General features: G+C 28.4%; 19 protein-coding genes. 6 read left to right on the top strand and 13 right to left on the bottom strand.

Translation table 11 applies throughout. From position 1 onward, the window contains the following. Nucleotides 1–47: 47 nt before the first annotated feature. From Q0J90_RS13280 to Q0J90_RS13235, 10 genes are all read right to left on the bottom strand, one after another. The gene (locus Q0J90_RS13280) at nt 48–338 is read right to left on the bottom strand and encodes a hypothetical protein (protein WP_028330307.1); all 291 of its coding nucleotides are present in this window, start codon (nt 336–338) and stop codon (nt 48–50) included. Next, the gene (locus Q0J90_RS13275) at nt 338–1,114 is read right to left on the bottom strand and encodes a hypothetical protein (protein ID WP_297278363.1); all 777 of its coding nucleotides are present in this window, start codon (nt 1,112–1,114) and stop codon (nt 338–340) included. Before Q0J90_RS13275 ends, Q0J90_RS13280 begins: the two co-directional genes overlap by 1 nt. Nucleotides 1,115–1,129: 15 nt before the next feature. Further along, entirely contained in the window at nt 1,130–1,783 is a 654-nt protein-coding gene (locus Q0J90_RS13270) for a HEAT repeat domain-containing protein (protein WP_297278362.1), read from the bottom strand. A 3-nt stretch (nt 1,784–1,786) separates the two neighbouring features. Further along, on the bottom strand, nt 1,787–4,390 hold the full coding sequence (gene alaS / locus Q0J90_RS13265; protein ID WP_297278361.1) for an alanine--tRNA ligase: 2,604 nt from the start codon (nt 4,388–4,390) through the stop codon (nt 1,787–1,789). A 208-nt stretch (nt 4,391–4,598) separates the two neighbouring features. Then, on the bottom strand, nt 4,599–6,110 hold the full coding sequence (locus Q0J90_RS13260; protein WP_297278360.1) for a DegQ family serine endoprotease: 1,512 nt from the start codon (nt 6,108–6,110) through the stop codon (nt 4,599–4,601). Nucleotides 6,111–6,307: 197 nt separating this feature from the next. Further along, nucleotides 6,308–7,240, bottom strand: a complete 933-nt coding sequence (locus tag Q0J90_RS13255) for a lysophospholipid acyltransferase family protein (RefSeq protein ID WP_297278359.1) — start codon at nt 7,238–7,240, stop codon at nt 6,308–6,310. A 14-nt stretch (nt 7,241–7,254) separates the two neighbouring features. Then, nucleotides 7,255–9,261 (bottom strand): hypothetical protein, encoded by a 2,007-nt coding sequence (locus Q0J90_RS13250; protein ID WP_297278358.1) that lies wholly within the window; start codon nt 9,259–9,261, stop codon nt 7,255–7,257. Nucleotides 9,262–9,294: 33 nt separating this feature from the next. Further along, nucleotides 9,295–10,074 (bottom strand): SDR family NAD(P)-dependent oxidoreductase, encoded by a 780-nt coding sequence (locus tag Q0J90_RS13245; protein ID WP_297278357.1) that lies wholly within the window; start codon nt 10,072–10,074, stop codon nt 9,295–9,297. A gap of 152 nt (nt 10,075–10,226) precedes the next feature. Continuing rightward, nucleotides 10,227–10,730: a hypothetical protein gene (locus tag Q0J90_RS13240; RefSeq protein ID WP_297278356.1), complete on the bottom strand. Its 504-nt coding sequence runs from the start codon at nt 10,728–10,730 to the stop codon at nt 10,227–10,229. 108 nt (nt 10,731–10,838) lie between these two features. Continuing rightward, a complete protein-coding gene (locus Q0J90_RS13235; protein ID WP_297278355.1) occupies nt 10,839–11,321 on the bottom strand; it encodes a hypothetical protein in 483 nt (160 codons plus the stop codon). 183 nt (nt 11,322–11,504) lie between these two features. Between Q0J90_RS13235 and Q0J90_RS13230 the strand changes: the two genes are divergently transcribed. Further along, nucleotides 11,505–12,980 carry a M17 family metallopeptidase gene (locus Q0J90_RS13230; protein ID WP_297278354.1) on the top strand — a complete coding sequence of 492 codons (1,476 nt, stop codon included), beginning with the start codon at nt 11,505–11,507 and terminating at the stop codon, nt 12,978–12,980. 58 nt (nt 12,981–13,038) lie between these two features. Here Q0J90_RS13230 and Q0J90_RS13225 read toward each other — a convergent pair whose 3' ends face one another. Beyond that, complete coding sequence (locus tag Q0J90_RS13225) at nt 13,039–13,641, bottom strand: sugar O-acetyltransferase (protein WP_297278353.1); 603 nt, start codon at nt 13,639–13,641, stop codon at nt 13,039–13,041. A gap of 313 nt (nt 13,642–13,954) precedes the next feature. Between Q0J90_RS13225 and Q0J90_RS13220 the strand changes: the two genes are divergently transcribed. The 4 genes from Q0J90_RS13220 to Q0J90_RS13205 all read left to right on the top strand — a co-directional run bounded on the left by Q0J90_RS13220 (nt 13,955) and on the right by Q0J90_RS13205 (nt 18,413). Further along, entirely contained in the window at nt 13,955–14,224 is a 270-nt protein-coding gene (locus tag Q0J90_RS13220) for an NAD(P)H-dependent oxidoreductase subunit E (protein ID WP_297278352.1), read from the top strand. Beyond that, nucleotides 14,221–15,363, top strand: a complete 1,143-nt coding sequence (locus tag Q0J90_RS13215) for an NADH-ubiquinone oxidoreductase-F iron-sulfur binding region domain-containing protein (RefSeq protein ID WP_297278351.1) — start codon at nt 14,221–14,223, stop codon at nt 15,361–15,363. Before Q0J90_RS13220 ends, Q0J90_RS13215 begins: the two co-directional genes overlap by 4 nt. A 26-nt stretch (nt 15,364–15,389) precedes the next feature. Continuing rightward, complete coding sequence (locus Q0J90_RS13210) at nt 15,390–16,772, top strand: 2Fe-2S iron-sulfur cluster-binding protein (RefSeq protein WP_297278350.1); 1,383 nt, start codon at nt 15,390–15,392, stop codon at nt 16,770–16,772. A gap of 90 nt (nt 16,773–16,862) precedes the next feature. After that, nucleotides 16,863–18,413 (top strand): FAD-dependent oxidoreductase, encoded by a 1,551-nt coding sequence (locus Q0J90_RS13205; RefSeq protein ID WP_297278349.1) that lies wholly within the window; start codon nt 16,863–16,865, stop codon nt 18,411–18,413. Nucleotides 18,414–18,462: 49 nt separating this feature from the next. Here the strand turns inward: Q0J90_RS13205 and hisH are convergent, their stop codons facing one another. After that, entirely contained in the window at nt 18,463–19,086 is a 624-nt protein-coding gene (gene hisH / locus Q0J90_RS13200) for an imidazole glycerol phosphate synthase subunit HisH (RefSeq protein WP_297278348.1), read from the bottom strand. Between the two features lie 74 nt (nt 19,087–19,160). Further along, the gene (gene hisB / locus Q0J90_RS13195; RefSeq protein WP_297278347.1) at nt 19,161–19,760 is read right to left on the bottom strand and encodes an imidazoleglycerol-phosphate dehydratase HisB; all 600 of its coding nucleotides are present in this window, start codon (nt 19,758–19,760) and stop codon (nt 19,161–19,163) included. A 117-nt stretch (nt 19,761–19,877) separates the two neighbouring features. On the opposite strand from hisB, the gene Q0J90_RS13190 reads away from it, so the two are divergent. Then, nucleotides 19,878–20,330, top strand: coding sequence for a hypothetical protein (locus Q0J90_RS13190; protein WP_297278346.1), 453 nt, complete (start codon nt 19,878–19,880; stop codon nt 20,328–20,330). Nucleotides 20,331–20,373 lie beyond the last annotated feature (43 nt).

Raw genomic sequence — 20,373 nt, 5'->3', positions numbered from 1 at the left:
ATATTAATTATAAAAATGAAATTATATTATATATAATAAAAAAATAATTATAAAATATCACATATAGATTTTATAATATTAACTTTTTTTCTCTCTCTTTCGCTTAGAGGAGCATATTTTGATTTGTACATAACATCATTGGCAAGTACTATAAATTGTTCTTTTATCATCTCCGCTGCTTCTTTAGGAGTTTTACCAGTACCTTTTATAGCCAAATCATCATTATTAATAACAAAATGATCATCTGCTATTTTAGTTAAATAACCTTTTAAAGGAGCCTTAAAATGAAAGTCATCTACATTGCTGAAATTTAATTCTACTTTTTGTTTCTGTGCCATTAATTTATACCTGCCTTTTTTGCATAATCTTCATTTGTTAAACTAAATGTTTTTTGCGTGAATATAATATCATTAGTATTGAATGCATACGGTGTTCTGCCTTTTAGTTTGCTTACTCCATTTGATATAGCTTGATCTATAATGATATAAAGTTCTTCAGCATGTCTTTGCTGATATTTCATAACATCGGCAATAACTATTTCATAAGCAGTTTGTCTTGTAGGAGCCCCTGTATCGCCTATAATATGGTATGAATTACCATCCAAAGAGTCTATCCATAAATAACTGCCTTCGTTATCATAAATCTCAAAATCTATACTAACCTTCTGAGACCAAAAAGACATAGCAGCATGGGCATACATTAATCCGTCAATATTTTTATCTCTTAATATAGAAAAAACATCTCCGTCAATTGCAAGCGTACCTGTAGCAGCTACATAATCAGCACCTAATACATAGTGATAATCACTAGGAAGGGCGGCAAATTCATTATCTCCTATAGCCTCTTTTAATGTTACAAGTTTAATCATTTCATTTTGAGAATTAAAGTTGCTTATAAAACTGTTTAATACAAAGTCTGTATAAATTTCTGTATTTAAATATTTAAGTCTGTCATAGTATTGATTTGTCATGCTTTTAGGAAATGTAAATGAAGCAACAGCAATAGTTCTAGGCTTGCTTATTACTTCATCAACTCTTACATACGAATACTTACTTGCACATGAAATAAATATAAATAAAATTATTATAGCTAATATATAAATTTTAATTTTCATCTTTTAATATGCTTCCTATTCTTCTTCTGTTTCTTTTACATTATTTTGTATATTTTTTTCTCTATAAGCTACAACTTGTTTTATAAGAGCTCTTACAGCTATATCTGAATCGGTGGAAGAAAGCAGATTAAGAGATCTGTCAACTCTGCCGTCATCATAATCCTTTAAAGCTTCTATAGCAGCTATTCTTACCCATTTATTTTTACTAGATAAACTTTCTAGTATAGGGTTTAAAAGTTCTTTAGCTTGAAGACGTCCTGCAACTTTTAAGCCTTCTATTTGAACTTGTAAATCAGTGTCAGAAATAGCTCTTTTTACTCTATCTATGGCCTCAGCATTTTTAGCATCTAGTTTTCCAAGACCAAGAACTGCTAAACAGCGTACATTGAAATCAGGATCTTCTACACTTGCTCGTAAAAAATCACTGTATGCAATTTCTGCCTCTATATTGCCGAGGAGCCATACAGCCTCAGCTCTTACCTCTCTGCCGCCGTTTTGTGCAGCATTTATAACTTCCAATATAACTTCTTCATTATCCGGATTTTTAGCAAGCTCTTTTTCTGCTTTATGCACATCATCAAGTCTGCGTAAAGCAACATCCTTTTCAGAACATGATAAAAATAAAAAAGAAATTATTATAAAAATTAAAATATTTATATTTCTAATCATTTATTACAACCACTTATTCTTTATTTTATTAATCTCATCTTTAGCTTTTTGTACATCTTCTATAGAGCCTTGTGCAAATGTATCCTTTCCGCCTCCGCGTCCTCCAGCAGCAGCAATAATATCTTTTATTATATTATTTGCGGATATATTTTTATCTTTTAAAGCACTTCCTGTAACCTGTACAAGTATAGAGTTAGATGAGTCTGTTTTACTTATCATTATGCTGATGCCGTCTTTTACTCTTTCTTTTATAGTGTCAGCATAAAGTCTAACATCTTTTATATCTTCATTAAATTCTAAGTTATAGAATCTAATTCCATTTAAATCTTCAAAATTATCCATAAATGAAACAGCAGAAGCACCTGAAGTTTTAAGCTGTTTAATTTCTTTCTGCAGTTTTTTTACTTCATTTTGAAGGTTTTCTGCTCTTACAGTAAGTTCATCTGTTTTTGAAGCATTTAATATATGAGCTAAATTTTTCACTTTACTAAATAATTTACTAGCTTCATGAGCAGCTTTTAATCCTGTGATAGCTTCTATACGTCTTACACCGCTAGCCACAGAACCTTCACTTACTATATGGAAATAACCAACTTCGGATGTATTTGTCAAATGGCTTCCTCCGCAAAGTTCTACTGAAAAACCATTTCCTATATCTAATATCCTTACAGTATCCGGATATTTTTCTCCGAATAATGCTTTTGCTCCGCATGCTATAGCCTCTTCTTTAGGCATGTATTTTATTACAGCAGGCATTGACTTAAATACCACCTCATTAACCTGATTTTCTATGCTTATTAATGTATCTTCCGGAATTGAATCAGGATGAGTAAAGTCAAATCTTAAGTATTCATCGCTTACAAAACTTCCTGCCTGATTAACATGATTTCCTAATGTAAGCTCTAATACCTTTTGAAGTATATGTGTAGCTGTATGATTTTTTCTTATAGCACTTCTTCTGTCAAAATTAACAAATAATTTTATTTCTTCTCCTACACTTAAAGAATGACTGCTGCAGTCTGCTATATGTATAATAGTATTTTCTTTCTTTTGAGTATCTATTATTTTAATTATTTCTTTTTTGCTGTTTTCTATATATCCATTATCACCAATCTGTCCTCCCATTTCTCCATAGAAAGGCGATACATCTGTAATGATAACGGCATTTGAGGATGAAGCTTTTTCTTTTTTACTATTATCATCATATACAGCAATAATTTTAGCATTTACGCCGTTTATAAGATTATCAGTTTCTTCACCTACATATTTAGTTTCATAATTTTCAACATATCCGAATTTTGATTTTTTATCTTCTCCAGTACCTCTGCTTCTTTTCTTCTGCTCTTCCATAGCCTCTTCAAATCCAGCCTTATCAACTGTAAATCCATGATCAGATGCCTCTTCTTCTGTTATATCTATAGGAAGTCCGTAAGTATCAAATAGCATAAATGCATCTTTACCAGATATTACTTTGCTGTTTTTATTTTCTTCCATTACAGCATAAAGCTTATTCATTCCGGCAGATATTGTATTTATGAATTTATTTTCTTCATCTTTTAATATTTTTTTTACATTCTCTTCTTCTTTAGGAAGATAATCATATATATCTTTATATACATTAACTACAGAAGATGTAATTTCATTTAAGAAAGCACCTTTATGTCCTAAATCGCTTGCAGTTTTTAATGCTCTTCTTAAAAGTCTTCTAAGTACATATCCTCTTCCTTCATTAGAAGGAGTACATCCTTCAGATATTACAAATACCAATGCTCTTAAGTGATCTGCTATTAAATTGATTTTAGTTTTATTTTTATCTTCATATTTTACATTTAACTTTTTTGCTATAGCATCAACTATAGGCTTCATTACATCAGTTTGATAATTGCTTTCAACTCCTTGAGTAATATAGCACAATCTTTCAAGTCCCATACCTGTATCTATTCCAACATTTGGAAGAGGTGATAAATTGCCGTCAGTATCTTGGAAGAATTCATTGAATACTAAATTCCAGAACTCTAAATATCTTTCACAATCGCATCCAACATAACAATCAGGTTTTCCGCATCCTTTCTCTTCACCCATATCAATATAAAGTTCACTGCAAGGTCCGCAAGCTCCTGAATCTCCGGCAGGTCCCCAGAAATTGTCTTTTTTACCGAGTCTTACTATCTTTTCTTTAGGTATTCCAATATGTTTGTTCCAAATCTTAAAAGCATCGTCGTCCTTTTCGTATATAGAAACATATATTTTTTCAATAGGAAGTTTAATTACCTGAGTAGAAAATTCCCAAGCAAATTCTATAGCCTCTTTTTTAAAATAATCGCCCATAAAGCAGAAATTACCAAACATTTCAAAAAATGTATGATGTCTTGCTGTTTTTCCTATATTTTCTAAATCAGAAAGTCTGAAGCATTTTTGTATAGATGCAACTCTTGAATATGGTGCTTTTTTTATTCCTGCATAGTATGGCTTGAATTGAAGCATACCAGCAGTTGTAAATAAAAGGCTAGGGTCATCTATTGGTATAAGTGATGATGATTTTTCTATAGCATGTTTTTTACTTTTAAAAAACTCTTTAAATTTTTCTCTTAATTCCAAGTGTGTCATATTCTAATCTCCATATATATAAATTATCTATTAATCACATTAATATTGTTATAATCATAAGTATATGTTTTATTAATGATATACTAAATTAATTATGAATGCAAGTAAAAACATAAAAATAGTTAACATAACTTAAGATGATTAATATAAAAAAAGAGACTGCAGTTAATTATTTTCTGCAGCCTCTTACTTGTTCTTTTTTAACTTACTATTCTATTATTATTACATAAGTCATTCTAGCACGTTTAATTGTTATTGTGAAAGACTTATCATTTCCGTAAGATTTAACAAACTCATTATAATCATCTGTATTAGAGATAGTTATTCCATTTATAGCCTTTATAACATCTCCAGGTCTAAGTCCTGATTGATATGCTTTAGAGTTTTGTGTCATATTAAGTACAACAACACCTCTTTCATTGCTTCTAATTTGAAGTCTTTGAGATATTTCAGGAGTAATATTAGAAACATCTAATCCCATCCAAGAACGCGTATTGCTTTGTCCGTTATTTGGCAAAGTTCTGTTTGGAACAACTTCTTCATCGTCAACTCTAGCTTCGATTCTAACTTTAGTAGTTCCTTCTCTTCCGTTTCTTAAATATTTAACAGTAACTTCTTTTCCTACTTTTGTAGTAGCCACCTTATTGAATAAATCTCCTGATTTAGTCATTTTTTCGCCGTCAAATTCTGTAATGATATCTCCGTCTTGCAAACCGCCTTTAGAAGCAGGGGAATCAGGTATAACTTCACTTACATAAACACCGCTGTTTTGCTTAACATTAAGACCTCTTGATAAATTTTCATCAATATCTTGTAAGTATATACCTAAATATCCTCTTGTAACCTTTCCATTTTCTTTTAAATCTGTCATTACTGAAGTAGCAAGATTAATAGGAGTAGCAAAACCTATACCAATGCTTCCGCCTGAAGTAGAGTATATTAAAGTATTAATACCTATAACTTGACCATGAATATTGAATAAAGGTCCTCCTGAGTTACCAGGGTTTATAGCAACATCAGTTTGTATATATCTTTGATATTTATTGGCTCCTACATCGCTTCTTCCTTTAGCACTTACAATACCGAAAGTTACAGTATTATTAAGTCCGTAAGGATTTCCTATAGCAATGGCAAACTCACCAGGTTCTATAGCATCGCTGTCTCCCAAAGCAACATAAGGGAAAGTTCTATCATTAGAATCTATTTTTAATAAAGCCAAATCATAAGCCTCATCATATCCTATTAATTTAGCAGGAAGCTCTCCGTCTTCGCCGTAAAGCGTAATCATTATTTTAGTAGCACCTTTAACTACATGGTAATTGGAAAGTACATAACCTTCTTCATTAATTATGAATCCGCTTCCTAATGATTTTTGACTTCTTCTTTGTCTAGGCATCTGATCTCCGAAGAAAAATCTAAAAAATTCATCAGCATATCTGTCTTCTTCAGTTTGTCCTGCTTCAATTTCTGTAGATATATTAACTACAGCAGGCATATTTTTATCAACTACTTCCCTTATAGCACCTTCAACAGCCAAAGCACCGTCTAATGAACCTGAAAAAGCTGTTTTTTCAGGTGCTGCTTGAGCATGAACCAAGAACTCATCTTTTTTATAATTTTTTTCATACGAAAAAATAAAAAATGAAATAATTATACCAACTAAAGTGAATGTAAGTCCAAGATTTAAAAAGAACATAAAAGAACGTTTTTTTTGCTCCATATATGCATAACCTCCTTCGATAAAATATTTGTTAACCTTTTTTAAATTACTAAAAATTATATGATTTGTCAAATTTATAACAGTTAAAAACTGATATTATAAAATAAAATTATATGAAATGTAAATCCTTTAAGAAAATTAAATACTAATTTTAGTATACAATATAAACCGCCGGCAAAAAAATAAAGTAAAAAAGATTATTTATAATCATTAGTATCATAAAATATTTCAGGTTCGCCTTTAGGCCTTGTATTCCATCTAGTATGAACCCAAAGCCAATTTTCCGGGTGTTTAGCAATTATCTCTTCCAGTTTTTTTGTGTATCTTTGGACATTATGTCTTAATGTTTCTTCTTTTGTTTCCTTTTCTTCTATATACATAATATCATGTACTATAATTTTATGATGTCCGTATCTGTCAGACAAATCATAAAGTATAGCCATAGGAAGTTTTGTTTTCATAGCTATTGCAACAGGTCCTACAGCTGTAGCACATGGATATCCGAAAAAATCTACGAATATACCTTGTGTGTAATTTTGATCTGATAAGAATGCTACAGGTGTATTTTTATTTAAAGCATGGAATATGTCTCTTAAATCCCCCCATCTTGATATACATGTCATTCCTCTCTTTTCTCTCCAAGATTTCATATATACATCTAATTTAGGATTATCAAGAGGCCTTACTATAACGCTAGGATCATAACCTTTTATGGCAAAATAGAAAGCTATATATTCCCAATTTCCTATATGCCCAGTTATAGCTATTATTCCTCTATTTTTTTCATGCATAGCCTTATCAAAAATATCCTGACCTTCTATTTTTATTCTTTTCAAAATTTGTTCATTAGACATTCTTGATGCTTTTATAAATTCAGCAAAAGTCATAAGCATTGATTCCATAGAACGTTTTGCAATTTTTTTCCTTTCATGGAAACTTTTTTCTGGGAAAGCCTGCTTTAAATTTATCAAAGCTACTTTTCTGCTTTTAAAAGCAAATATATACATTAAAATACCCATTAATTTTGCAAAAAGCACAACAGTAATATACGGCATAAAGGATATTATTTCCATTAGTATACGTAATGGAATATATTCAAGCATAACAACTTTCGGTGATTTATAAGCCAAAGTAAAACCTCACACTATTTTTTTTCTTCTTCTGTATCATCTAACAAATTTTCATCTTCTTGAGACTCTTCAAATTCTTCTTCAGAATTATTATCATCTTGTTCTTCAGTTTCAGAAACATCTTCATTTTCTTCTGTATTTACATCTTCAGCATTATTTTCTGCTTCATTATATTCGCTGTCATTATTATTTACATTGTCATCATTTATATTGCTTTCATTATTTTCAACTGATGCAGTAGCATTCTCTTCTTTTACAGCACTTTCATTTGCAGCAGCTGTATTTTCTACTATAGGCTGCTCTTCTTCATCTCCGCCTTCAATTAAAATTCCAGCACCGGATAATTCTCCTTGAGTAATCAAATAATTAAAACCAGCTACAAAGTAATAAGCTTCTGTTAATGCTTTCATTACATTGTATCCTTGTATTCTTTTTTTAGTTTTTCCTATTTCAGCAGAAAAAGTTAATATATCATTAGGGTTTTCAATTATTCTTTCTCTTTCTTCTTTATCCAATAAAAGCTTATCTAATTTTCTTTTGAATGGTGTGATTATAGAAACAAAAGTATTTCTTAAATTCTTAGCTAAGTATGAACGCTGTCCGTTTTTATCTGAAAGCATTGATACTCTTTGTTCAAAACGCATAGTTTTATCTGCTTCTACTTTTTCTATAGTTTTGCAAAGCTCGCTGTATTCATTTAATCTTGAATTAGTATCTGATAATGATAAGAATATATTATTGAAATCATTTTTATAATCTGTTCTAACTTGATTATCATAAACTAAATTATATCTTACTTTGTTAGATACAAATACAGCTGAATATTCTCTGTCTAAAAAATCTATTAAAACTTTTATTCTGTATATTTTATCTTTAGTTGAAACAATGAAAAAAGGATCTGCTTCATATTCTATATCATTATCTTCTTTTTTGAATGACACACATTTATTTATAAGTTTAACACCTATAGATTCAACTTTACTTAGTTTGTCATCTTCAGCATTTTCTTTATTCTTTCCTATATTTTCCTTTGCTTCCTCTATTTTTATTTCTTTCATTTTTTCTTTATCTTTTTTGAGTTTTGTATAATATCCTAATATATCAACGTCAGTAATATTTAAATAGCGGTTAAAATCATTTATAGTTTCAAGTCTTTCTTTTGAGGCATATTGTAATAAAGCAAACAATTTAGGATAATATTTTGAATATACAAGTTCTACAGCTCTTTTAAATGCTGAAATTCTTGAATTAACTATTCCTTTACTTATGTTATCAACCATAGCATAAGCAAACATAGCTTTTTCTCCGGCTAGTTTCATTCTTGAAGAATATGCATGAAGAACATATAAAGGTCTGAACATTGCTTTTATTTCTTTAACATAGCTTTCAGCGATAACATTAGTATTTAATTCTTTAAATGGTCTTAAAAAATCTTTATATAATTTTTCATCGTATTGATCTTTTATTCTTTCCAAAAGCTCTAAATCGTCTAAATCTTTAGCAAATTGCGATATTATTTTTTCATGTTTTATTTTAGAATCTACATTTGAAGATTCTACAGGGTTTAAAGCATTAAAAATAAGAGTATCCATTTCAAGTAAAGCAGCTATTACATTTTTATCTATAAAATTTAGGAATTTAGGATTAACATTTCCGCCTACAAAAGTTATAACCCCAGCACTAAGAGCATTGAACCATAATTTAATGTTGAAAAATATGCTGTTATCCTTTTTTAGGGCAATGGTATTACTATTAGAAGCTGATGTTTTTGATTTTGATTTATTATCAGAAGATGAAGATTTACTTGATGAAGCATCAGATTTGCTTTTAGAATCTGATGATGAACCTCCGACTAAAGTATTGCTTCTTCTTGACCCTCCGATTACTCCTGTATTCGGCTTCTTTTTTTCTGCTATTACCTCTCCGCCTGCATCAACAAACTTATTAAACAAGTCTTTTCTTGTATTTTGTTCAAGATTATCTAATTTTAATCTGTCTCTAGTGTTGTCTATTTCACCCATAGAAAGATAGCTCCCTTATTAAAAAATTATATTTTATTTTTCTCTATGTATTATAGTAGCAGTGCCTTGATTTTCTGCCATAATAGTCATGCTTGATATTTGTACATGACTTTTACGAGTTAATACATACTCTATATTATCGGCTATATCTTCAGCATATAAAGGACTAAATCCTTTATATACATTATCTGCTTTTTCTTTATCTCCTTTAAATCTTACTGTAGAAAATTCTGTATTAACAGCACCAGGTTTAATATTTGTTACTTTTACAGGCTTATCTATTAATTCAATTCTGATACTGTCTCCAAACATATCAACAAATGATTTTGTAGCACAATATATAGCCCCTCCGTTATATCCTTCATCGGCAGCAGTAGATGATAAATTTACTATATGGCCATATTTGCTCTTTAATATAAGCGGAAGTATTAATCTAGTTAATACTATTAATCCTTCACAATTAACTCTAACCATCTGTAATACATCTTCTAAATTATTATTATAATATACATCTTTGCCTAAAGCTAAACCGGCATTATTTATAAGTATATCTATATTTTTCCATTCATCTTCAAGATTATTTACAGCATTAATTATTTCATCGGGTTTTGAATAGTCTATTTTTATTACTTTTACTTTTATATTATAGTCTTTTTCAAATGATGATTTTAATTCATTAAGTTTATCTATTCTTCTCGCAGATAAAATAAGATTAACACCGTTAGAAGCAAGCATTTTTGCTACAGCTTCTCCAATACCTGCACTTGCTCCTGAAATAAATGCTAATCTTCCGCTAATATTTTCTGTATACATTATGACTCCCCAAATTTTTATTTTTAATTATATATTTTGAATACTATATTGCAATAGTATATAAAAAATATTTTTTGTTATGCTATTGCTTATAAAAAATAAAGGGAGTATATTGTATAAATATACTCCCTAATTAATTACATAACAAATTATTATTCTCTAGTTCTAACCATACCGGCTACATCCTGAGCAGTGTACTGCATGCCAACTTCATTAAGATATTTAGTTACTAAAGCATCCATTTGTTTTTTCAAACCTTTAGAATAAAGCTCCATAACTACAGTACAATTTTGCTGAGAATCCCATTTGCTTTCTACAACAGAAGCACCTCTTATTCTTCCGCCAACTCTCTCTTGTATAACATATTCATCTATCATACCTTTTTCTGTTGAACTCAATGATTCTATATAAGAACCTACTATTTTAGCAACTATTTTGTTTTTTGCATCTAATTCTGCAGCTTGTTTTGCAGCTAACTCTCTTCTAAATTTATCAGAAGAGTCTATATCTGGAGATGGAGAACCCATTCCCATTACTCTAAATGTATCATCATTAATCCATCCTTCAGGATTGCTTCTGCTTACACCTGTTCCGCATGATATTACAAATAGAGACAGCATCAATGCAGCAATACAATATTTTGAATATTTTTTCATAGATTCCCTCCTTTTTTCTCTCTATAAATTAATTATACATTTTTAAAATTATATTGCAATAGTATTAACATATCGGAAATATAATAAAAACAAATAAATTTTATATTATTAATTTACCATTCCTTCAGGATCTTGTGCCGTATGCTGCATTCCTACTTCATTTAAGTATTCGCTGACTAAATTATCCATTTTATTTTTAAGTCCTTTTCCATATAATTCCATAACAACAGTGCAGTTTTGCAGAAAATCCCATTTGCTTTCTATAACAGATAGACCTATTACTTTTTCTGCAACTCTTTCCTGTATGACATATTCATCTATCATATCTTTTTCTGTTGAATTCAATGATTCCATATAATAACCTACTATTTTAGCAGCTATTTTATTTTTTCCATCTAATACAGCAGCTTGTCTTGCATTAACTTCTCTTTCAAATTTATCTGATATATCTTTTGAAGGTGAACCCTTTCCTATTACTCTAAATATGTCATTATTAACCCAGCCTTCCGGTTTATTTCCGCTGATGCCGGTTCCGCATGAAATTATAAATAATGAAATAACAAGCATTATAATTACTATTTTCTTTATCATAAATAAATGCCTCCATAATGATATATTCTAATTATAAATTTAATATCTTCATTATGAAAATTATATATATTTAATAGTATATTTCAATATACATTATTATAAATTTTAAGATTATAATTGACATAAAATAAACATTATATATAATTATTACTTAATATTTCTAAATAAAATCAAGGATCTAAAATGAAACTCAAACATACAATAAATTTCATTAAAAAACATACAGTAGCTATTTTTGTGAAAGTTGAGAAAGAAGAGCCTAAAGTATGTACTTTTAATGAAGAATACATAAAATTATTCAATAGTTTAGTTAAAGATAAATATTATACAACTTCCACTCCATTTGCATTTGCTTTTGCAAGCAATACTAGAGTTATTTTTATTACCTATAAAGAAGTAAAAAATTATATGTATGAGACTTGGAAAAATGCCGGAGCTTCTTTGATAAAAATAATGAAAGATTTGCATATTGATGATATTGAAGTTGATATGGCTGAATTATTTTCAGAAATAGCATCTGAGGAATCTTATATACAGTTTTGTTTAGGTATTATACTTTCTTCATATAGATTTGATAATTATTTGGGAGATAAAAGATTAAAGGAACAAGCAGTTATAAAAAATATTCTTTTGGTTTCAGAGCATAAAAAAGATACGGAAAATGCTATATTAAAGGCAAGTCAGATAGCAGACTGTATATTCTGGGCTAGAGATATGATTAATGAACCAAGCAATGTTATAAATTCATTAACATTTACAGACAGAGCTAAAAAACAGGCTGAAAGCAGAAAAATCACAACTACAGTTTTGACTGAAAAAGAATTAAAAGCAGCTAATATGAACGGAATACTAGGAGTTAATGCAGGAAGTAAAAATCCTCCTAGAGTATTTATAGCACAATATAAAAAAGCAAAAGCTAAGAGAAGCATTTTATTAGTTGGAAAAGGAATAACTTTTGATACAGGCGGAATGTCATTAAAACCAGCTGACAGCATGTATGGAATGAAAGATGATATGTCAGGGGCAGCTGCTGTATGCGGAGCATTATTTTTAATATCTGATATGGGTTTGGATGCCAATGTTACTGTAATATGTCCTTTAACAGATAATAAAACAGGAAGCGGAGCAATAAATCCGGGAGATGTATTAAAAATGCATAATGGTGTTACAGTAGAGGTTGTAAATACTGATGCTGAGGGAAGATTAATACTTGCTGATGCTTTAGCTTATGGAATAAAGAAATATAATCCTGATTATGTTATAGATATAGCTACATTGACAGGTGCTTGTTCTATAGCTTTAGGTAAACATGCTACAGGATTAATGTCTAATGATGAGTTTTTATCAAATGCAATTAAGGAAGCAGGAAATGATACTTATGAGAGAGTTTGGGAGCTTCCAATGTTTGATGAATATAAAGAACAGATAAAATCCGATATAGCAGATATAAAAAATACAGGCGGAAGAGAAGCCGGAACAATTACAGCAGCACAATTCCTTTCTTATTTTACAGAAGGTTCAAAATGGGCTCATTTGGATATAGCGTGCACTTCTTACAGTAATACAGATAATAAATATATATCTAAAGGCGGTACAGGAGTAGGTGTTTATCTTCTTGCTAAGACAGTAGAAAAACTTGTTGATATAGAAAAATTTTGATAATTTCAATATTTAATTAATAAATAAAAAATAATCATAGTATATAAAAATGCTATGATTATTTTTTATTAATATTTTCCCAATTTAAGTTTTTTTCTTTATCTTTGTCTGTTATTTCCCTAATAATTTTGCATGGATTTCCAAATGCAATGACATTATTTGGAATATCTTTTACAACAACGCTTCCGGCACCTATAACTGATCCATTTCCTATAGTTACCCCTGGAATAACAATGGTATTAGCACCAATCCATATATCATTTCCTATTGTTATGGGGTATGCATATTCTATGCAATTATTTCTTCTTTCTATGTCTAAAGGATGTCCGGCTGTATAAAACCCGCAATTAGGTGCTATAAATACATTATTTCCAAATTTTACTTTAGCACAGTCCAAAATTACACAATTATGATTAATGTAAAGATTATCACCGGCTTCTATATTAAATCCATAATCACAATAAAAAGGAGCATTAATTCCAAAATTTTTACCTATTTTTCCAAACAATTTTCTTATAATATCCTCTTTTTCTTTTTGCTGATTTGATTTTAGAAAATTATAATCAAAACATAAATCTTTTGCTTTGTTTCTCATTTCTTCTAAATCTTTATCTCCGCTGAAATACTCAAATCCGTTAATCATTTTTTCTAATTCATTCATTTTTTATCCTTATTATTGTTAAATAAATTATTAAAATGCATTATAAACTACATAGCGAAATAAATAAAGAAGTTTTTTTAGTTTAAACTTGAAATTATTTACATAACATGGTATAATAAATGTTCAAATTATAAAAAATGGGAGTGAATATGCCTTCAGGAAGAAAAAGACTTCGTCAAAAGATGGCTACGCATAAACGCAAAAAACGTTTACGCAAAAATAGGCATAAAAAGAAATAATATATAATAAGCATTATACTCAATATAATGTTTTCATCTCTTTAATTTATAGTTATTTATTGGGAAAGAATAGTATGTCAGCCAATGTAAATACTCTTATAGAAGTATGTGTAGGGTTTCATTGCTCTATGAATGGTAGTTATGCTCTTTTAGAGGCTATTCGTTCTCATTATGACTTACAGATAGGTGTACCATCTGCTGATGGTATGCTGCTTAGAGAGATGGAGTGTATTCATGATTGCCATAATGCTGTGCCTGTACTTATTAATGGTATGGAATGTACAAAATCGTCTTTTAAAAGCATTATAAAGTATATAGAAGCTGTACATGTAAGAAAAAGATGAAAAAATTTGTGTTGCATAGCCAAAATTGTATAGATAATATTAATTTATACAGAGATAGTTTTGGGGATTATTTGATAAATGAAGTACTTGCTGAAAGTATATTAAAAGAGCTTTATAATTATCCTATTCTTACCAGAGATATTTTTCAGCATTCTTTATATGAAATCCTAACAGAAAATAATAACAATAAAGAAAATAATATTCTAATAAATGCCTGTTCATTTGACTATTTAGTTTTTAAAGATAAGTTTCTAATAAAAAATAATCCTCATCTCATTTTAGACGGTTCTGTATTTATAGCTAAAATTCTCGGAATAAAAAATATAGATATAGTATTGAAAGACTATTACTTAGAAGAAAAAGATATATTATTAAAGGCCATTGTAGAATTTGAAGATTCAAAATTTACAAATGATATAAAAATTTCCCTATATGATGAAGAATTATATTATCAGGAAAATAAAATCAGAATAACCCCTCATTATTTAGAAAATAAAAAATATGTATTTGATTTAGAAACTATAGCTCAATTTACATATTTAGCACATATAGGAGAATTAAGTTTTAAAAATTATGGTTCTTCCAGTCTTAAAGGAACTTATATATTGTCTTTATCCGGAGATATTATATATCCTAACATATATGAATTTGAGATAGGAAAATCATTTAAAGATATAGTAAAAACTGCAGGAAATTTTGATAAAGATTATAGTATAAAATGTGTATTTACCAATGGTTTTTTAAATCCGCCTATGGATATTGATACTTTTTTAAAAATGAACTTGGATTATGATATTACACTTGGAAATGGAGGAATATGTTTTATACGTGAAGACAGATGTATAATAAGAGTCGTATTAAAAATCGTTAAATTTGCTAAAACTATTTCATGTAAAAAATGTATGCCTTGTAATTATGGTTTTGATTTATGCGAGTATTATATTAATAGAATACTTTTAGGAAAATCTATTTTTAGCGATTATTCAAATTTAAAAGATACTGTTAATATGATATATAATTTAGCATCTTGTTTATATATAAAATCTTTAGCTTATTGTATATTATCAACTATAGAAATGTTTAAAGATGAATTTCTTTATGCCGTAGAAAATAAGATAACCTTATATAGCTTTATATAAAAAATCATTATTTGAGAGATTTTATTATGATAATAAAATTCACTGTGGATGGTAAAACAGTTTCTGCCCAAAGAGGATATACAATATTGCAGGCCTTATCATACGTAAATATTGATATACCGCATTTATGCTCATATAAAATGAACAGTACCAATACTTTTGATAAAGAAGATAATTTGTTAAGATGCAGATTATGTGCTGTTAAAGTTAAGAAAAAAAATGAGGAAACTTATAGTATAAAATATGCCTGTAATGAAATAGTAGAAAACGGCATGAGTGTTTTAAATAATGATGAGGATATAATAAAATACAGAATAGCATTATTAAATGCTATACTGTATATGCATAAGCCTATATGTGAAAGCTGTAATGCTGATTATATTTGCAAATTAAAAAAATATTTAGATATTTATAATGTTTCTATAGAACCTTCAAATGATGCCTCTAATGATAGTAATATAGAAGATATAAAAAAAATTGTAAAAGGTATGAATTTGCCTAAATATATTAAAGCAGATTATGAAAGATGTATTAATTGCGGAATATGCGAAGATTATAAAACTATAAGCGGATATTCTTCTATGATAGTTGATTTTTGTCCTACGCATGTATTTTATACAGAAAGATCTATAGATGATAAAATCAGCGAAGATATAAGTACAGCTAAGAGTATAAGAAGTTTTTGTATAGGATGCAATTATTTATGCGATGCAAATTATATATATATCAGCAGCAGTATAAAAGATATTTGCTCCCCTTCAAAAAAGAAGTATGCTTTATGCGATTATGGCAGAAAAATGGATTACTATTCCAATAATACATTTGAAATGCCTTTAAATAATGGAATTCAATACAATTTTAAAAAAGCAAAAAATATGTATTATGAATTTATGTCTGACATAGATGTTAATTCATGTTTGGCTGTATATTCAAGCATGTATCCTATAGAAGATATCAATGCTTTTGATGAACTTATTTATTCTACAGGTATAATTAATAGTATGATAAAAAAAAATACAATGTCTACTAATTCAGAAATTATAAGAGATAATTATACAAATATAAATAATTATTCTATTAAAGAGTTAAAAAATAAAGAGTATGATCATAATATTGATTTGAATAATAATAATTTTAATAAATTTATAATACTTGGAGATGCCCTTGATGATATTAATGATGAAATAATATCTTTTTCCAAGAAAAATAAAGGAAATTATATAGTATTCAGTCCATGCTTTTCTATATTATCTTATAATGCATATTTAGCTTTTCCTATATCTGGTCTTGGGGAGTTCAGCGGACATTATATAGATAAACATGGAAAGAAAAAAGAAATGCAGTCTTTTTTGAAAAGTAATAAAAACCGATTAAATTTAAGAGATTTGTTAAAATATTTGTATTTATGAAAATTTTGTTCTATACTATATATTAGGAGGTTTATTGATATATTAGCTTAAATTTTATTGTGTTTTTATTATATAAAAGGAGATTTTTTTATGGCAAAAACAAGGGCTGATATACTCCATAGTGATAAAAATTACGATATCATTATTATAGGCGGAGGTGTTATAGGTGCAACTATAGCATTAAAGACATCACGTGTAGGAATTTCAACTCTTCTTTTAGAAAAACATGACTTTTCTTATGGGGCTTCTTCCCGTACTTCAAAAATGCTTTCAGGCGGATTTAATGATATGAACAGCAGAAATATAATATCTACTGCTTTTAAAGTAAAAGAGAGAAATAATCTAATGTATAAAAGCTCTTTTGATTCATTCGGCATCATTAATCCCATATATGATCATGGCGGAAGCGGTATATTCAGAGAGGAGCTAAAAGCTTCGTTATATGATATTTTATCTTTGTTCGGAAAGACTAAAAGGCATGTATCCCATAGCAGAAATTCAACATTAGAATGTTTGCCTGATTTAATAAATAACGATGTAATAGCTTCTATAGAATATTATGAAGGTTTATTAGATGATTCCAGATATGTAATGGAAATACTTTTAAAGGCTGAGAGTTATGGGGGTGATATATTAAATTATGCTGAGGTAAAAGCTTTTGAATATAATCAAAAAGAAATACAAAGTGTTATATTCAGCGATAATATTACTAGAAAAATTCACAGTGCTTCAGCTAAAACAATATTAATAGCAGCAGGGGCTTGGGGAAACAGCATAAGTTCTTTAGTTCCAAACGGTTCTTTTGAAAATAGGGTTTCTTATGTTAAAGGTACTCATTTAGTTATTAACAGCGATTCTATTCATATCAATAAAGCTGTTGTGCTTCCTAAAATAAAATCAAGACCTAATATATTTTTAATGCGTTGGAAAAATACAACTATAATAGGTCCTACAATAAAAAAATATAATTCTGACTTAGACTGTATATATGCCACAAGCGATGAGGCAGAATATTTGCTTGATGTTTATAATACATATTTCAGCTCTATAGTTAATAAAAATCATATAGTAACAACTCAGTCCGGAATGATGCCTGTAAATCCATCTAATATAAAAATACATGCACATCCTAATTACAGGCTATTTATGGTTGAAGGCGGAAATTTCACTACATCATCTTTGGTTGCTATTAAGGCTTTAATAAAGATGTATGGAAAACCTTATAAATGGTTTAGTAATCAAAAAATAATGACAAACAAATTAGAAAAAAATATTGACTGGGTATTAAATGAAGGCATAGTAAAATTCTTAATAGATTATTATGGTTCTGTTGATTTGGTTTTGAGGCTTAATGAGTTTTGCAAGAATGACTCTTCTTTGCTTGTTGAAGTTGGACTTGATTATAGAATAAATAGGGGATTAATAAAATATTTTATAGAAGTTGAACATGCTTTGCATTTAGATGATATTATGATAAGAAGACTAAGATTTATTTTAACTGAAAGTGACTGCGGAACATTGATTGCAGAACATATTGCAGAAGAGATGGCTAATGTTTTGGGATGGAATAAAGAAAAGATTGAATGGGAAATAAAGAGATACAGAACTGAAATAAAAAGAGCTAGAATTTCATTATTTTAATATATAAAAAGAGCAGGACTATGAATATTAAGTTCTGCTCTTTTTATAATTATATTAAATCTTTAAAACCTTTTAGTATATTAAGTCCGGTGCTTCCGCTTTTTTCCGGATGAAATTGTATTCCATATACATTATCATTTTTAACTACGGCTGGTATATTTATTTCATATTCACTATCTGCGATTATGCTTTCTTCACAGTCTTTTCCATAATAAGAATGCACAAAGTATACATATTCCATATTGTTAATATATTTAAATATTTTATCTTCTTTTTTTATATTTATATTATTCCACCCCATGTGCGGTACTTTTAAATCTTTATTTTTTAAATCTTTAACTATAGGACATATATTTCCTTTTATTAATCCAAGTCCGTTATATTCTCCATATTCATAGCTTTTATCAAAAAACATCTGCATACCCAAGCATATACCTAAAATTAATTTTCCTTTTTTGGCTTCCTCTATTATAGTATTTTTGAGTATTCCGTTATTTATTTTTTCTAATTTTGTTATAGCGTCTCTGAAAGCACCTACTCCCGGTAATATAATTGCATCAGCATTCTTTATGATTTTTTCATCATCTGTAAGTTTTGTATCTATTCCTACATAATCAAGAGATGACATTAAAGAAAATAAATTTCCTACTCCGTAATCTATTATAGCTGTCATATTAATATCCTAGTTATTGATTAATAAAAATTATTTAGGTTATTATACTGAAATAAAATATAAAAGTCAAAATACTATTGATTATTTTCAATCATTCCCTTTGTAGATAATACTTCATTTTTATATTTTTCATCTATTTCGCAGGCTTGAGATAAAGCACGTGCTACGCCTTTAAAAATGGATTCTATAATATGATGCGTATTTTCACCATGAAAAGTTTTTATATGCAAAGTTATATTCATAGAATTTGTAAATGCAGTAAAAAATTCTTTTACAAGTTCTGTGTCGAAATCTCCTACTTTTTCATGCTTTAAATCGCTGTCAAAAACTAAATGGCTTCTTCCGCATATATCAACTGCTGCCAATGTTAAAGCCTCGCACATAGGCATGCAGAAATTACCATATCTTTTTATTCCTTTCATATCTCCCAAAGCTTCAGAAAAGCATTTACCCAAAACTATACCTACATCTTCAACTGAATGATGATAATCAACATTTATATCTCCAAAACATTCCGTATTTAAATCGAATCTGCCATGACGTGCAAATAAATCAAGCATATGATTAAAAAAACCAATATTAGTGTTATTAGTATATTTGCCGGTTCCGTCTATATTTAATTCTATTTTTATTTTTGTCTCATTAGTATTTCTTTCTATAGCTGAAGTTCTCATATTTTTTAATCTCCTAAAATATTATTTTATATTATAATAATAATGCTTTTAATTTTTTTCAATATCTTTAAAAAACTTTTATAGATTTGATATATAATTATTATATAGGAGTTAATTATGGGAACTTTAGAAAATTTTGATGTTCATAATTTAAATGATTCTAATAATAAGATGACTAAAGAGCAGGTGAGGGATAAGGTTCATAAAGATAAGAATATAGAAAATGCTATTAAAAACGGAGTTGAAAATTATTTAGATTCTATAATGAAGCAGTTATATTCTGATACGGCAAATGCTGAATATGAATATCTAAGCGGATATACTCTTATCACAACAGAAATTTTTGAAGAAGGTTATGTTATTTCTGATGTTCATATAGATGTTAATATGATTATATATGATTATTCCAGTAAAGATGACGGAAAAATGGAAAGATATATAGCTTTGAATAATAATTATTTAATGGGACTTAATTTAAAATTTAAATTAAAAAATATAGATGATGATATAGAAGATATTGAGGTTAGATATTTTAATATATACGGCTTTACAGATAATTTAAAAAAATAAGCTGATAACTTATTATAGTTACCAGCCTTTTATAAGAATAAAA

The organism is uncultured Brachyspira sp. (assembly GCF_944390595.1).
Lineage (GTDB): Bacteria > Spirochaetota > Brachyspiria > Brachyspirales > Brachyspiraceae > Brachyspira.
This window is presented reverse-complemented; position numbering and strand designations above follow the sequence as displayed.